At 47.8% G+C, this 15,193-nt stretch carries 12 protein-coding genes and 1 riboswitch; of the genes, 9 read left to right on the top strand and 3 right to left on the bottom strand.

What is annotated here, in order from left to right; genetic code table 11:
• Positions 1-135: 135 nt before the first annotated feature.
• The 6 genes from NQ546_RS05345 to NQ546_RS05320 all read left to right on the top strand — a co-directional run bounded on the left by NQ546_RS05345 (position 136) and on the right by NQ546_RS05320 (position 7,776).
• The gene (locus NQ546_RS05345) at positions 136-1,176 is read left to right on the top strand and encodes an efflux RND transporter periplasmic adaptor subunit (protein WP_004288997.1); all 1,041 of its coding nucleotides are present in this window, start codon (positions 136-138) and stop codon (positions 1,174-1,176) included.
• Between the two features lie 4 nt (positions 1,177-1,180).
• Positions 1,181-4,213, top strand: coding sequence for an efflux RND transporter permease subunit (locus NQ546_RS05340; RefSeq protein WP_004288996.1), 3,033 nt, complete (start codon positions 1,181-1,183; stop codon positions 4,211-4,213).
• A gap of 2 nt (positions 4,214-4,215) precedes the next feature.
• Positions 4,216-5,508 carry a TolC family protein gene (locus tag NQ546_RS05335; protein ID WP_039953077.1) on the top strand — a complete coding sequence of 431 codons (1,293 nt, stop codon included), beginning with the start codon at positions 4,216-4,218 and terminating at the stop codon, positions 5,506-5,508.
• A gap of 31 nt (positions 5,509-5,539) precedes the next feature.
• Positions 5,540-6,565 carry a sensor histidine kinase gene (locus tag NQ546_RS05330; protein WP_004288994.1) on the top strand — a complete coding sequence of 342 codons (1,026 nt, stop codon included), beginning with the start codon at positions 5,540-5,542 and terminating at the stop codon, positions 6,563-6,565.
• Complete coding sequence (locus tag NQ546_RS05325; protein WP_004288993.1) at positions 6,562-7,332, top strand: LytR/AlgR family response regulator transcription factor; 771 nt, start codon at positions 6,562-6,564, stop codon at positions 7,330-7,332. The genes NQ546_RS05330 and NQ546_RS05325 overlap by 4 nt, the downstream gene beginning before the upstream one ends.
• A gap of 195 nt (positions 7,333-7,527) precedes the next feature.
• A complete protein-coding gene (locus NQ546_RS05320) occupies positions 7,528-7,776 on the top strand; it encodes a hypothetical protein (RefSeq protein ID WP_004288992.1) in 249 nt (82 codons plus the stop codon).
• A 90-nt stretch (positions 7,777-7,866) separates the two neighbouring features.
• Here NQ546_RS05320 and NQ546_RS05315 read toward each other — a convergent pair whose 3' ends face one another.
• Complete coding sequence (locus NQ546_RS05315) at positions 7,867-8,718, bottom strand: mechanosensitive ion channel family protein (RefSeq protein WP_004288991.1); 852 nt, start codon at positions 8,716-8,718, stop codon at positions 7,867-7,869.
• 134 nt (positions 8,719-8,852) lie between these two features.
• Positions 8,853-8,949: riboswitch (TPP riboswitch) on the top strand.
• A gap of 35 nt (positions 8,950-8,984) precedes the next feature.
• Here NQ546_RS05315 and NQ546_RS05310 point away from each other — a divergent pair.
• From NQ546_RS05310 to NQ546_RS05300, 3 genes are read left to right on the top strand one after another with little or no spacing between them, the layout of a single operon-like run.
• Complete coding sequence (locus NQ546_RS05310; protein WP_004288990.1) at positions 8,985-11,219, top strand: TonB-dependent receptor; 2,235 nt, start codon at positions 8,985-8,987, stop codon at positions 11,217-11,219.
• 52 nt (positions 11,220-11,271) lie between these two features.
• Positions 11,272-11,877 (top strand): nicotinamide riboside transporter PnuC, encoded by a 606-nt coding sequence (pnuC, locus tag NQ546_RS05305; RefSeq protein WP_004288989.1) that lies wholly within the window; start codon positions 11,272-11,274, stop codon positions 11,875-11,877.
• A gap of 15 nt (positions 11,878-11,892) precedes the next feature.
• Positions 11,893-12,558 carry a thiamine diphosphokinase gene (locus tag NQ546_RS05300; protein WP_004288988.1) on the top strand — a complete coding sequence of 222 codons (666 nt, stop codon included), beginning with the start codon at positions 11,893-11,895 and terminating at the stop codon, positions 12,556-12,558.
• A gap of 75 nt (positions 12,559-12,633) precedes the next feature.
• On the opposite strand, the gene thrC is transcribed toward NQ546_RS05300, so the two are convergent.
• Positions 12,634-13,935: a threonine synthase gene (gene thrC, locus NQ546_RS05295; RefSeq protein ID WP_004288987.1), complete on the bottom strand. Its 1,302-nt coding sequence runs from the start codon at positions 13,933-13,935 to the stop codon at positions 12,634-12,636.
• Positions 13,932-15,185, bottom strand: coding sequence for a cofactor-independent phosphoglycerate mutase (locus NQ546_RS05290; protein WP_039953189.1), 1,254 nt, complete (start codon positions 15,183-15,185; stop codon positions 13,932-13,934). The genes thrC and NQ546_RS05290 overlap by 4 nt, the downstream gene beginning before the upstream one ends.
• Positions 15,186-15,193 lie beyond the last annotated feature (8 nt).

Raw genomic sequence — 15,193 nt, 5'->3', positions numbered from 1 at the left:
CTCTTAATCCGTATTTCATCACCCCAATTCCGTATTCAGGTATTGTTTTCCCGACTTGGGTAAATTAGACCGAAAGATGCATTTTTTATTCTATACTTTTGTCGCTGTTAATATAACATATTAAGAGATATACACATGAGAATAAAAGTATTTTTATGGATGTCCACAGTGTTTACACTGTTGGTTTCCTGCACTGGCAAGAATGAACAAGTACGGTCGGGAATGATTGTCAAAACTGAAAAAGCAGTTCAATATTCCGGTGGGAATGGAAAGGAATATGCTTTCATCTCCCGGCCATACCGTACTTCGGAATTATCCTTCCGAGTAGGTGGTCCGATAGACCGCTTCGATGTATATTCCGGTAACTATTATTCGCAAGGAAGCATTATCGCCGAGATTGATCCTCGAGACTTTCGCATACGCAAAGAACGGACTAAAGCCATATATGAACAGATGAAAACGGAATTTGACAGAATACAGAAATTGTATGAAAAGAACAATATTTCTGCCAGCCAATATGAAAAGACAAAGGCCGATTATACTACGGCCAAGACCTCCTTTGACATGGCTTCGAACGAACTGGAAGATTCACGTCTCATAGCTCCCTTCAATGGATATGTGGGCGAAGTATATATAGAGAAGTTCCAAGATGTAAAAGCTGCACAGCCTGTCTTGTCGCTGATAGACATTGACCGTCTCCGCATCGAAACATACGTGACACAAGAAGTGGCAGCCGCAGCCCGATCGCTTGATTCGGTGAAAGTGTGTTTCGACATGTATCCCGACAAAGTTTATAAGGCGGCAGTAATTGAAGTATCCAAAGGCACTACCCGTAATAATCTTTCCTACCTGCTAACCGCACTATTACCCAATCCGGACAGAAAGCTGCTGGCCGGAATGTCAGGCAAGGTATATATGGATATTTCCACAGATCAGAAAGCAGGTGTAGTTATCCCACAGTATGCCTTATGCCACCGTCCCGAAGTGGGTGACTTTGTGTGGGTAACCAACGAAAGTACTTCCAAAGTAAGTCTGCGCAAGGTGACAAAAGGCGATTTACTGCCCAGTGGCAAGGTACTTATAACCAAAGGACTTTCCGCCGATGAGACTATTGCAACAAGCGGTTTGCGTTTCCTTTCGGACGGCATGGAAGTTGAGATCTCCTCTAAAAAATAAACCTATGAAGTTCGTAAAATATTTCTTGCAGAAAAGATCCGTCACCATTTTACTACTGGCGCTGGTACTGGCAGGTGGATTGTTTTCCTATATCAAAATGGGAAAACTGGAAGATGCGCCTTTTACTATTAAGCAGGCATTGGTACTGACTCCTTATCCGGGAGCTTCCCCATCGGAAGTACAGACGCAAGTAACCGACATTTTGGAAGAAGCCATACAATCCATGGGTGAACTGTATTACCTGAAAACGGAAAATCGTGCAGGTCTTTCCAAGATCACCGTTTATGTAAAAAAAGAGATTCGTGCAGATGAGATGCAACAGCTTTGGGACAAGTTGCGTCGTAAAGTGAATGACGTACAGGGGAAATTACCCGCCGGAGCAGGTGCCTCCATTGTCAACGATGACTTCGGCGATGTGCTGGGCGTGTTCTACGGGCTTACCGGTGACAATTACTCATTTCGTGAGCTGGAAGACGAAGCCAAGCTGATAAAGAATGAGCTGTTGAAGGTGAAAGACGTGGCCAAAGTGGAGATTTACGGTGTGCAGACACCTACTATTGACGTAACCATCAGCCCGGCTGTTATGGCACAAAGTGGAGTGACTACTGCGGACATCGCCCATGCATTTGAAGCACAAAACAAGGTGGTGGATGCCGGAGGAGTGGATGCTGGCAGCAATCGTATCCGAATCGAATCCACCGGCAATTTTTACTCTTTGGATGACATACGCGAGTTAACTATTGTATCACGTACCGGAGAACATTTCCGTTTGGCCGACATTGCCAATATAGAAGAAAGCTACCAAAACCCTCCGGGCAACATCATGCGGATTGACGGAAGTCCTGCCATAGGTATTGCTATCTCCACCGTCCCCACCGGCAACGTAGTGGATATGGCAAAGGCTGTGCAAATCACGCTTGATAAGTTTAAAGAGACAATGCCTGAAGGCTTTACACTGACTGCCATCTATGATCAAGGATATGAATCGGATATAGCCAATCAGGGATTTATCCTGAACTTGATTATTTCCGTACTCACAGTAGTAGCCATTCTATTGTTCTTTATCGGATTCAAGAATGGTATTCTGATAGGTAGCGGACTGGTATTCTCCATCTTCGCCACGCTAATAGTCATGATGGCTTCAGGCATAGCCTTACAACGCATGTCACTGGCCGCAATCATTATCGCCATGGGTATGCTGGTGGACAACGCCATTGTGGTATCCGATTCGGCGTTAGTCAATATGGAACGGGGCATGCGCAAACGAGTTGCCATCATGCGTGCCTGTTCATCCACTGCACTACCTTTACTGGCTGCCACTATCATTGCCATACTGACTTTCCTACCGATATACTACTCTCCGCATATCACCGGAGAATTGCTTTCGTCACTGGTCATCGTCATCGGAGTTTCCCTGATGTTCAGCTGGGTATTCGCCTTGACACAAACCCCATTCTTCATTCAGGAGTTTGTACGCCGTCCACGTCCGGAGGAATTAAAAGCCGGTCTTTTCGACGGTAAATACTATAATATATTCCGTAACGCCCTCCGTTGGGTGCTACGCCACCGTACCATGGCAGTCGCCTCTCTGGTAGTGATGTTGGTACTTTCAGCTTGGAGTTTCAAGTTTATACCGAAAGTATTTGTTCCTGCACTGGACAAACAATACTTCACGATGGACATGTGGCTACCGGAAGGCACTAACATTTATGAGACAGACCGTATAGCCGACGAAATGGCAGATTATGTACGGGGACATGAAGAAGTGGAAATGGTTTCCAACTACATCGGCCGCACACCGCCGCGGTATTATTTGTCCAATATAGCTTTCGGGCCACAGTCCAATTATGCGCAGTTACTCATCAAATGTCATACCTCCAAAGATGCGGTAGCCATGCACGCCCTGTTGCAAGACTCCATCCGGCTGAAGTTTCCGGAGCCACTGATCAAGGTCAACAAATTTGAGCTGAGTCCATTGACGGAAGCGATGATTGAAGCCCGCTTCCTTGGTCCGGATGCCGCAGTTCTGGATTCACTGGTAAACGTGGCAACCTCAATTATGCGGCGCAACCCGAAAGCAGCAGATGTACGTAATGAATGGGGTAACATGACCCTGGTTATGCGCCCTATCTACGACCCTGTCAAAGCTGGTGCACTTGGCATTACCAAAGCACAGATGATGCAATCCGTAAAATCCGTCAGCGATGGACTTCCCGTAGGCATTTACCGCGATGACGAACAGAAAGTTCCGGTACTGCTGAAGTCTGATAACACCTCCGTAACAGATGCACACTCATTGGAAAACCTCTCTGTATGGAATGGCAAACATTCTGCACCATTGTCACAAGTCACCAAAGGAGTGGAAACCGCTTGGGAATGGCCTCAGATACGTACCTACAACCGCCAACTCTCCATGGCCGCCATGTGTGGTGTACAGCCGGGACATACAATGGCCGAAGTCCATGGAGAAATACGCAAGGAGATTGAAGCCATGGAATTGCCTGAAGGTTATACTTTCTTTTGGGATTCACAATATAAGGATCAGAACGAGGGCTTACAGGCACTTGCCAAATTTTTCCCATTGGCATTTTTAATGCTGATAGTGATTCTGGTTGCCTTGTTCGGAAACTTCCGCGAACCAGGTATCATCCTGTGTATACTTCCCCTTTCCCTTATCGGAGTGGCCGTTGGTATGCTACTTACCGGTTTCGATTTCGGGTTCTTCCCGATTGCCGGCTGGTTAGGCTTGCTGGGTATGATCATCAAAAACGTCATTGTGCTGCTGGATGAAATCAATGTACAGCGCCACGATGGGGTCATCCCCTATACGGCAGTTATAGAAGCTACCGTATCGCGTACACGCCCGGTACTGATGGCAGCTACTACTACCATTCTGGGTATGGTTCCCCTGTTGTTCGATGTTGCCTTTGGCGGCATGGCTGCTACCATTATTTTCGGTCTGACCTTTGCCACCCTGCTGACATTGTTCATCACACCGGCTTTGTATTCTATGTTCTATAAAGTAAAAGAATCGTGATTATGTTAAAGAAATATATACTGGTTTTATTTTCATTGTGTGTTTCCTCCGTAGCTGTATCCCAGCAGAATCCTCTACTGGAAAAATACAGGTCAATGGCTGTTGAATACAGCCATGACCTGAAGGCTGCGGATAAAAATATTGCCGCCAGCCTCGAACTGGAGAAAGCAGCCCAAAAGGATTTATATCCCAAGCTGTCCGGAGGAGCTAACTTCCAGTACACAGGAAACCCATTGCAATTGACGCTGGATTTACCTTCCATGGGTAATCCGGTCACTTTCGAAGGAAAAGACATGAAATACGGTGCTTCCGTCTCCCTGCTGCAACCCATATATACGGGAGGACGCTTGCTGGAGACCATACGGATGGCCAAGTACAGGCATAATGTCAGCGGCTTTCAGGAAGAATACATCCGTTCTGGCATCTATTTACAGACGGATATGCAATATTGGAATACAGTGGCACGTACGGAGATTGTCCGCATATCCGATGACTACCGCAACTCCGTATCTTCCTTGACTCAGACCATCCGCGAACGGGTCGAAGCCGGACTCACAGACCGACAGGATTTGCTGATGATGGAGGTAAAACTGAATGAAGCGGAATACCAACTCCTGCAAGCCAAGAAAAACCTGGAGAACGGTCGTATGGCCCTCAATTCGCTCATTGGAGTGGAACTCCAATCACAGACCGAAGTGGAAGACAGCGTAGCGATAGTAGTGACAGATGACGCATCACTTTGGAGCGATAGCGGTTCTGTCCGTCCGGAACTGAAGATAGCCATGGAGCAGATAAAGATTGCCGAGAGCGAAAAAAAACTGACACTCTCCAAGTATATGCCACAATTTTATGTGGGGATGGACGGAAGTTATTCCTCCCCCGGTTACAACTTCCATTCGGATATGAATCCCAATTATGCCGTATACGCTACGGTCTCCATGCCATTATTTGAATGGGGTAAACGTCGAAATGAGAAACGGGCTTCTTCCTTCAAAATGGATATGGCAGCTGAAAATCTGAGCAAAGTGACAGACGGAGTAAACCTGGAGATTCAAACGGCACGCAATTCCCTCCGGCAAGCAATAGAACAAGTGAACCTGACAAGAAACTCGCTGGACAAGGCCTGTGAAAATGAAACAATGGCTTTAGAACGCTATGACGAGGGTAAGTCCTCTGTCATTGAGGTGATTGATGCCCAAACCTATCGTCAGCTGGCACAAATGAACTATGTACATGCCAAGGTTTCGGCACAGAATTATTATTCCGAGCTACTCAAAGCGCTCAACAAATACTAAATCATCAGAATTTATAGTATCTTTATCCCCTATGAAATGGACCACAATAACATATATGCTATTATTTTCAGGGCTGGGACTTTTCTCCTACTTCCTGATTGCCAACTATACGGATTTCTCACCTAAGACGGCTGAGGCGTTTTATTCATGGGGAGCGGTTGTCTTCACCATACTCGCATTCAACCTGGTGGGATATTCCACACTTCGATTGTCCGAATGGGTAAACAGGCAGTATGTTATTAATACTTTCCGGAAATGGAAGCTCGTCATGGTCTATATGAGTGTCATTTTCCTCTTTCTGATGTTGAACTACGGTGTATTCGTAACGGCTAAAATTCTGGCAAATGTAGAACCGATATTCAACTTCTCGCGTAGCGGTTGGAATTTGCTGATAGTCGTGTGGATGGCAGAAATGGTAGTCATCGGGCTGTTACTCTCCAACCGTACCCTGCAAGCTAACTGGTTGTTACAACAGGAAGCCGCTAAATTGCAGATGGAGAACTCTCGGGCCAAATATACTGCCTTGCAAAACCAGCTGAATCCACATTTTCTGTTTAACAGCTTGAATACGCTGATTGCCGAAATAAAATATAATCCGGACAATGCAGTATGCTTTACCCAAAACCTATCATCCGTATACCGCTATGTTCTCCAATGTCAGGACAGGAACCTGATCCCGCTAAAAGAAGAATTAGACTTTATGAATTCCTACTTGTTCCTACACAAGGTTCGTTTGGGCGATTGCATCAGTTATGACTGCCGTATTCCCCCCGAATATATGGAACGGCAGATACCTCCACTTACCCTGCAATTATTGGTAGAAAATGTGATCAAGCACAATTCCATTTCCCCCGATAAGCCCATGACTATCCACATCGAAATAGACAATGAATATTTGGTAGTCAGCAATCCGGTTTCTCCAAAGAAAAAAAAGGACTCCTCGTCCGGGATAGGACTGAAAAATTTGTCAAATCGATGTCGGCTGATGTCGAATAAGAATATTGTCATTCAGAAAGAAGATTCTGTTTTTACAGTTAAAATACCGATTATACAATGAAGCTAAATACAGTCATTATAGAAGATGAGATACCTGCGGCACGCCTGTTACACTCTATGGTATCTTCACTGCGCCCCGAATGGAATATTGAGATTATTCCCGGCAGTGTGGATGACGCTGTGGAATGGTTTGCCTCCCATGAACATCCCGAACTGATTTTTCTGGACATACATCTTACAGACGGAGATGCCTTCGACTTTCTGTCTGCAGCCAAGCCGAAATCAGCCGTTATCTTCACAACAGCATATGATCAATATGCCATACGCGCTTTTTCCGTAAACAGCATAGATTATATACTTAAACCGGTAGACGAGCAACGCTTATCGGATGCTATCGCCAAATATGAGACCCTCCATGGTCAGGCATGGCTGAAATCGGAGAAATATATGGAAACACTGCTTGAGACATTGAAACATCCTGAAAAGAAATATAGAAGTCGTTTTCTTATTTCCGGAACCGATGAGTTCTGGTTGTTACGGGTGGAGGATATTGCCTATTTCTATTCGGAAGAAAAGACGACGTTTGCAGTCACCCCAAGCGGCCGGGAACATATACTGGACCTGTCTTTAAATAAACTGGAAGAACAACTGGATCCTGAACAATTCTTTCGTGTGAACCGGCAAATGATTCTTAACGTGGATGCCATTGACCGGGCAGCTCCCTTTTTTAAAGGAAGGATAAAGGTCGTAGTACATCCACCATTCAAATCGGACATTATCATAAGCGAAGGCAAAGCCTCTGCGTTCAGGTTGTGGCTCAATTATTGATTAATATTTTTCAAGACAATCCTCTCAAATAAGGCCACATCCTGCCTCTCATCATTTTTTATTGAGCAACCAGTCATCAGATGGCCGGTTTTCTCTCCTCCACCGGTTCATTTTGTGTCTCCCATATCCCATTGTACCTGAACTAACTTGCCCGGCAGAATGTTATAACAGCACTAATTTAAAGAAGCAACCATTATGGAAAAGAACTTGATTCATAGTAATGAATTGCATTTCATTGACAAGAAACGCATTCACCGGGCAGTAGGACAGCTGGTTGAGTCATTGGAACTGGCAGCAGGTTCCACAACAGGATTCAATCTGTATGCAGTAGTAGAAAGTTATTTCACAGACCTGAACAAACGGAGAGAGATCAACCGTCTGCTCAATCCGGAACAAAATACTTGCGAAGAAACAGAAGAGGAACTCGAAACATACGGGAGGTAAAAACAGGGCATATACATTATATCAAAAGGGAGTAACACTTGGTGCAACTCCCTTTTGATATAAAAAAATCCGAAACTTTATGAAAGTTCATCAATCCTTTGCCTGATGCACCGTCAACTGCGGGAACGGGAACCCGATTCCTTCCTTGTTGAATGTAGCATAAATAGTCTTGTTCATATCAAAATAAACTCCCCAGTAATCACTGTTCTTCACCCAAACGCGGATCACGACATTCACACTGCTGGCATCCAAAGCATGAAGGGCCACGAAAGGTTCCGGAGTATTCAGGATGCGGCTATCGGCTGCAAGTATGCGGCGTACGGTACTTTCTACCTTATCATAATTCTCACCATACTCCACGCCGATGACCCAATCCACACGACGCGTCTCTTCACGACTGTAATTAGTCACCGTACCGCTGCTCAAAGCACCGTTAGGAATATAAATAACTTTGTTATCGGCCGTAGTAAGAATGGTATGAAATATCTGGATCTCACGCACCGTACCGGACACGCCCTGGCTTTCAATCCAGTCGCCGACTTTGAACGGGCGGAACAACAACACAATAAGTCCGCCTGCAAAATTCTGCAAGTTCCCGGACAACGCCATACCCACCGCCACACCGGCAGATGCCAACAGGGCAGCGAACGAGGTTGTTTCCACTCCCAACTTACCGATAACGGCTATAATCAGCAGGATCGTCAACAGTATGTTCACCAGACTCTTGATGAAGCTCTGAATACCGGCATCAATATGTCGCTTCATAAGAAGCTTAGACAGAAGTTTCTTGATGAAAGAGATAAGGAACCGTCCGACTACAAAAATTAGAATAGCGCCTATGATGCGCCCTCCGGCTCCTACTCCCCAATCTATCAGCTGCTGCATAAAAATCTGAAGTTTGCTGAAACCTTCTTCAGAAGTTTGGGCGGCAAATGCCGCCATAAATAAAGATGATAACATGATTAATTGTAGATTATAAATGATTAATTATTAGTCAGGGACAAAATTAACAAATAATTTCATTTCCCCGCCACTTTATTTGTACCTTTCGATCAAAAGAGATACTTTTGCATCCGATTTCAACTAAGGGGTGCCCTAATATGACGGGCTGAGAACATACCCATTGACCTGATCCGGGTAGTGCCGGCGGAGGGAAAAGAAGAAAAGTTCCCCTTTTCTATATTAATCATTAATCGTTAAAATTGCAAATGAAGAAGTATGCAATGGCAGCGTGTCTGTTTATGGCAGCGCTGAATGTCTGTGCACAGACAAAGGAAAAGGACAGCCTGCGGGTCATAGACTTGCAGGAAGTAGAGATTATCTCCACACGTGCCACAGGGACTACCCCGGTGGCGTTTACCAACATCAACAAAGACCAACTCAAAAAGCAGAACTTCGGCCAGGACCTGCCGTACCTGTTGAGCATGACACCGTCCGCCATCACCACCAGTGATGCCGGAGCCGGCATCGGTTATACGACATTGAGAGTGCGCGGTACGGACGGAACACGCATCAACGTCACCGCCAACGGTATTCCCATCAACGATGCCGAGAGCCACAACGTATTCTGGGTGAACCTGCCCGACTTCGCATCTTCCGTCAAAGACATGCAGATACAGCGCGGCGCAGGAACCTCCACCAATGGTGCAGGAGCGTTCGGAGCCAGCATCAACATGCAGACGGGAGACTTCTCCCTGAAGCCGTATGCCGAGCTGAACGGTTCGTACGGCTCGTTCAACACACACAAGGAGACGGTGAAAGTGGGTACAGGACTCATCAACGACCATTGGTCTTTCGATGCCCGCCTGTCCAACATCAGTTCGGACGGATACATTGACCGCGCATCGGTAGGACTGAACTCTTACTACCTGCAAGGCGGATATTACAATGACAACACTTCGGTCAAGCTGATAACTTTCGGCGGCAAAGAACGCACCTACCATGCCTGGAACTATGCCAGCAAAGAAGAAATGAAGGAGTACGGTCGCCGTTACAACTCCTGCGGATATATGTACACCGACGACAACGGCACAGCCCACTACTACGAAGACCAAACAGACAACTACGTGCAAAAGAACTACCAACTGCTCTTTAACCATAACTTCACCTCTGCCTGGAACGTGAATGCAGGTCTGCACTATACCAAAGGAGACGGCTACTATCAGGAGTACAAGGACAACCGCAAGCTGGTGGAATACGGTCTGCTGCCGTATGAGCATGACGGTGAGACTGTAAAGAAGAGCGACCTTATCCGCAAAAAAGCAATGGACAATTGGTTTGGCGGCGGTATCTTCTCTGTGAATTATAAAGGCAGCCGCCTGCACGCATCCCTGGGCGGAGGATTGAACCGTTACGACGGCGACCACTTCGGCAAAGTGCTGTGGGTAAAGAACTACATCGGCACCCTCGACCCCGACAAAGACTACTACCGCAACAATGCCACGAAGAATGACGGCAACCTCTACCTGAAAGCCGACTATGAATTGTGCGATGGCCTCAACGCCTATGCGGATTTGCAGTACCGCCACATCTCCTATAAGATGTACGGGCAGAATGACAAATGGAACAGTGTCACCGGCGACGGGCTGCAACAGCTTGCCATTCACGAGAAGTTCGATTTCTTCAATCCCAAAGCCGGGCTGTCATGGCAGATCAACCGCAACAACCGGGTGTACGGATCTTTCAGCGTAGCCCACAAAGAGCCTACGCGTAACAACTATACGGACGGCAAGTTTACCGAACATCCCAAAGCAGAGCGTCTGTTCGACTACGAATTGGGGTACACCTTTGCCAACTCATGGCTGAATCTCGGCGCCAATTTGTACTACATGGACTACAAAGACCAACTGGTACTGACCGGCGAGCTGAATGAAATCGGCGAAGCCGTAGCCGCCAACGTCCCCGACAGCTATCGCATGGGCATTGAGCTGATGGCGGGTCTGAAGCTACCTTGCGGCTTCCAATGGGACATCAACGCCACCTTAAGCCGCAACCGCGTAGAGAACTTCACCGAAACCCTTTACGAGAACGAAGATCCGGCAGGTGAGAAGTGGAGCACTTATTTGGGCGACACCCATATCGCCTTCTCTCCCGATTTCCTGCTGAACAATCGCTTCGGCTATACATACAAAGGCTTTGAGGCATCTTTGCAATCACAATACGTCAGCAAACAATACATGAGTAACCTGGATTGTAAAGACCATATCCTGGATGCCTATTTCGTCAGCAACCTGAACTTATCGTATACATTTGCGTTACCCAAAATAAAGTCGATAACCGTAGGATGCACCATCTATAACCTCTTCAACGAAGAATATGAGAACAATGGCTACGCAGGCAGCGGCTTCTATTATGAAGACGGCCAGAAAGTGCGCTACAACTACGCAGGATATGCCGCACAGGCAGGTACCAATGTATTAGGGCACATATCCCTGCGTTTCTGACACCCGAATACTTAATTATGAATGTCCCAACATTCGGCACCCAAGATTTGTTATGGAGCAAACTCTCGAAATCATCGGAACACTTGTAGGACTTCTCTACCTTTGGCTGGAGTACAAGGCAAGTATATATCTTTGGATAGCAGGCATCATCATGCCTGCTATCTACATCTTCGTCTACTACAACGCAGGTCTATATGCCGACTTCGGCATCAACATCTACTATCTTGGCGCTGCCATATACGGCTGGATGATGTGGAAGTACGGAGCGTTCCTCCGGCGGACAATCCTCAAAAAGACCGCCGCGAATATAGAGAACCCGCAGCAGAAACCACCCATTACCCGTATGCCGTTGCACTATCTGCTACCGCTCACTGCCGTATTTGCCGCTACGTTTGCAGGCATTGCCTGGATACTCATAAACTTCACAGACAGCAATGTCCCCTTGCTGGATTCTTTCACCACCGCACTAAGCATCATCGGCATGTGGATGCTGGCGCGGAAATACGTAGAGCAATGGTGGGCATGGATTGGCGTGGATGCCGTAAGCGCCGGACTGTACGTTTACAAAGGACTTGATTTTACCGCTGCATTATATGCCCTTTACACAATAATCGCTATCTTTGGCTACTTCAAATGGAAGAAGATGATGAAAGAATGATAAAGAAACAAGGTGATGAAAGAAGAATATAAAGGCACAACGAAGTTGTATAGCCGCTGCACCGAAGTCGAGGCAGTGGTTCTGGCTAACGGGGAATATCCTACGGCTTCCCTTCCCCTGCATATACTGGAAAGCGCCCCTTATGTGGTTTGTTGCGACGGCGGTGCAGACGAATACATCCGGCAGGGGCATATTCCCAATCTTATTATAGGCGATGGCGACTCCATCTGCGAGGAGAACCGCCGGAAGTACGGCCATCTGCTCCACTGCATCTCCGAACAGGAGACCAACGACCAGACCAAAGCCGTCAGCTACTTATTGTCACAAGGGAAACGCCGGATAGCCATCGTAGGCGCCACCGGCAGACGCGAAGACCATACTTTGGGAAATATCAGCCTGCTTATGGACTACATGCGTGCCGGAGCCGATGTATGTACTTATACAGACTATGGCGTTTTCATCCCTTGCCGGAACACGTGTACCCTCCCCTGCCGGCCGGGGCAGCAGGTATCTATCATCAACTTCGGCGCCCGCAGGCTGCATGGAATCGGACTGGTATATCCTCTCAGCGACTTCACCAACTGGTGGCAAGGCACTCTCAACGAATGTACCGGCACTGAGTTTACAGTCGAAGCTGAAGGAGAATACCTACTGTTCCTGAATTTCCCCATTGAGCCTTGAGATATCGGAAACGGGTAATGCCCCAAAGTATCAGGACAATCTTTTGTCCGGCACAATGCGACAGTCCTGCTCCGGTCAGATACTCATCAGATAGCGTTTGAAGTCCTCAAAGCCTTTCGACATAGGCAAGCTCTTCTTCTCGCCGCGCATAAAGGCCTGCAATTTTTCCGGTATCTGCACAGCCTCGCCGATAATCTTCTCTACCGTATCTTTGAATTTGGCAGGATGGGCCGTTTCCAGGAAGATACCCGTCTCGCCCGCCTGCAACCCTTCTTGCAACGCGCGGAAGCCACATGCCCCATGAGGGTCGAGCAAGTAATGATTGTCTTTCCATACCTCTTTCATGGTTTCGGCTATCTGTCCGTCCGTATAAGTGGCGCCGCTTATCTCGGCGGAGATAGCTGCGTGACTCCCCCCGTAAAGATCAAGCACACGAGCAAAGTTACTCGGATCGCCCACATCCATGGCGTTGGCAATTGTGGCAATGCTGGGACGCGGCGCATAAACACCCGTCTGCAAATACTGGTAGAAAATATCGTTACGGTTATTGGAAGCTATGAAACGTTTCACAGGCAATCCCATGCGCTTGCCGAACAGGCCGGCCGTTATATTGCCGAAATTACCGCTCGGCACGCAGATTACGGCATCATCGGCTTTTCCCGCACGCTTCAACTGGGCGTAGGCATAGAAATAGTAAAAGGCCTGCGGGAGGAAACGCGCCACATTAATGGAGTTGGCGCTGGTAAGTTGCATATGCTCATTAAGTTCCTTGTCCATGAAGGCGGCTTTCACCAGCGCCTGACAGTCGTCGAATGTGCCGTCCACCTCAAGGGCTGTGATGTTCTGTCCCAGCGTAGTGAACTGCTTCTCCTGAATTTCGCTCACCTTGCCTTTCGGATAAAGTACATAAACATGGATTCCTTCCACACCGAGGAAACCGTTGGCTACGGCGCTGCCCGTATCCCCCGAAGTGGCAACCAGTACGTTCACCTGCTTCTTGCCCTCTTTCCTGATGAAATAGCCCAGCAGACGCGCCATAAAACGGCCGCCCACATCCTTAAAGGCAAGCGTAGGTCCATGAAACAGCTCAAGGGAATAGATATTCTCCGTCACCTTCACCAAAGGCACATCAAAACTCAGCGTGTCATACACAATCTGTTTCAACGTATCTGCCGGAACATCCTCTCCAAAGAAAGCATCCGCCACCCGGTAGGCTATCTCCTGAAAGCCAAGCGTGTCAATGCTGTCGTAAAAATCCTGCGGCAACGGTTTGATGGCAAAGGGCATGAAAAGTCCTTTGTCAGCGGCAAGCCCTTTCACTACGGCCTCTTCCAAAGTAGCATCGGGCGCCTGTTTGTTAGTACTGTAATATTTCATAATTCTTTCATAAATTCATTTATAAACTCATCTTCTTTCATCATGCCATAGCTGCCGCTGCAAGCGGCAACCTCGTCGAACGTCTGCACCTCATCCGGCTCAATGCCCGGATACCAGATGAAGAAAGGCACCGGCTCATTGGTATGCGTACGAAGCTCGCAAGGAGTGGGATGATCGGGCAAAACGGCAATGGCAACCGGCTCTTCCCAATCTTTCACCGCTTCATAGACAGGGCCTACGGCACGACTGTCCAAGTTCTCAATCGTCTGCATCTTCAAGGAAACATCCCCTTCATGGCCGGCCTCGTCACTGGCTTCGATATGCAGATAAACAAAATCGTCCGTCTTCAGTGCATCAAGGGCCGCCGCCACCTTATTCTCGTAATTGGTGTCGTAAAGTCCGGTTGCACCTTCCACCGTCAGGCGACGCAATCCGGCATAGGTTCCGATGCCGTTAATCAGATCTACGGCGGAGATGACAGCACCTCTCTTCACCTGAGGGAACTTATCCGAGAGCTTTTCCATTTGCGGACGATAGCCGGGACTCCATGGCCAGATGCTGTTGGCAGGGTCTTTGCCCGCGGCTGCGCGCTTCTTGTTGACGGGATGTTCCTTCAACAGAGCCTGCGAACGCATAATCAGGTCGTTTATTAAATCGGCAGTCTGCCGGGGAGTTAAGTCGGCTTCACCTTCGGGAACAGTGATATCCTCTGTGCCTGCCATCGGCTTCACCAGCAAGGGGCGATAGGGTTTCAAAGGAACATCGTGCGGGGGCGTGCAGTCAATGCGTTTGTCTCCGCCTTTTATGACCAGCAGGTGACGGTATTGCACACCTGTATGAAAGCGCACGCGCTCATCTCCCAAGTGTTCCTGCAGATATTTCACCAACACATCGGCCTCCTCGGTCGTGATGTGTCCGGCTGAATGGTTCTTTATATCGTCGCCCTCAATGCAAATAATATTACAGCGCATCGCCATTTCACCGGGCTTCAGGTCTACGCCGATGCTTGCCGCCTCCAGCGGGCCGCGTCCCTCGTACACTTTCGGCAGGTTGTAGCCCAGTACGGACATATTGGCCACCTCGCTGCCCGGATGGAAACCGTCGGCAACAGTCTTGAGCCTGCCCACGCGCCCCATTCGGGCGAGTTTATCCATATAGGGTGTTTTGGCTGCCTGCAACAAAGTCTTTCCACCCAAAGACTTTACGGGCCAGTCGGCCATGCCGTCACCTAATATAATAATGTGTTTCATCATTCTTC

The organism is Bacteroides eggerthii (assembly GCF_025146565.1).
Classification (GTDB): Bacteria; Bacteroidota; Bacteroidia; order Bacteroidales; family Bacteroidaceae; genus Bacteroides; species Bacteroides eggerthii.
The sequence above is the reverse complement of the archived record's forward strand: the minus strand, read 5'-3'. Positions and strand labels throughout refer to the sequence as shown.

What these genes read in the sequence shown, in the direction of transcription:
- NQ546_RS05345 (WP_004288997.1), top strand. Translation starts at nt 136, where the DNA reads ATGAGAATAAAAGTATTTTTATGGATGTCCACAGTGTTTACACTGTTG.
- NQ546_RS05340 (WP_004288996.1), top strand. Translation starts at nt 1,181, where the DNA reads ATGAAGTTCGTAAAATATTTCTTGCAGAAAAGATCCGTCACCATTTTA.
- NQ546_RS05335 (WP_039953077.1), top strand. Translation starts at nt 4,216, where the DNA reads ATGTTAAAGAAATATATACTGGTTTTATTTTCATTGTGTGTTTCCTCC.
- NQ546_RS05330 (WP_004288994.1), top strand. Translation starts at nt 5,540, where the DNA reads ATGAAATGGACCACAATAACATATATGCTATTATTTTCAGGGCTGGGA.
- NQ546_RS05325 (WP_004288993.1), top strand. Translation starts at nt 6,562, where the DNA reads ATGAAGCTAAATACAGTCATTATAGAAGATGAGATACCTGCGGCACGC.
- NQ546_RS05320 (WP_004288992.1), top strand. Translation starts at nt 7,528, where the DNA reads ATGGAAAAGAACTTGATTCATAGTAATGAATTGCATTTCATTGACAAG.
- NQ546_RS05315 (WP_004288991.1), bottom strand. Translation starts at nt 8,718, where the DNA reads ATGGCGGCATTTGCCGCCCAAACTTCTGAAGAAGGTTTCAGCAAACTT.
- NQ546_RS05310 (WP_004288990.1), top strand. Translation starts at nt 8,985, where the DNA reads ATGAAGAAGTATGCAATGGCAGCGTGTCTGTTTATGGCAGCGCTGAAT.
- pnuC (WP_004288989.1), top strand. Translation starts at nt 11,272, where the DNA reads ATGGAGCAAACTCTCGAAATCATCGGAACACTTGTAGGACTTCTCTAC.
- NQ546_RS05300 (WP_004288988.1), top strand. Translation starts at nt 11,893, where the DNA reads ATGAAAGAAGAATATAAAGGCACAACGAAGTTGTATAGCCGCTGCACC.
- thrC (WP_004288987.1), bottom strand. Translation starts at nt 13,935, where the DNA reads ATGAAATATTACAGTACTAACAAACAGGCGCCCGATGCTACTTTGGAA.
- NQ546_RS05290 (WP_039953189.1), bottom strand. Translation starts at nt 15,185, where the DNA reads ATGAAACACATTATTATATTAGGTGACGGCATGGCCGACTGGCCCGTA.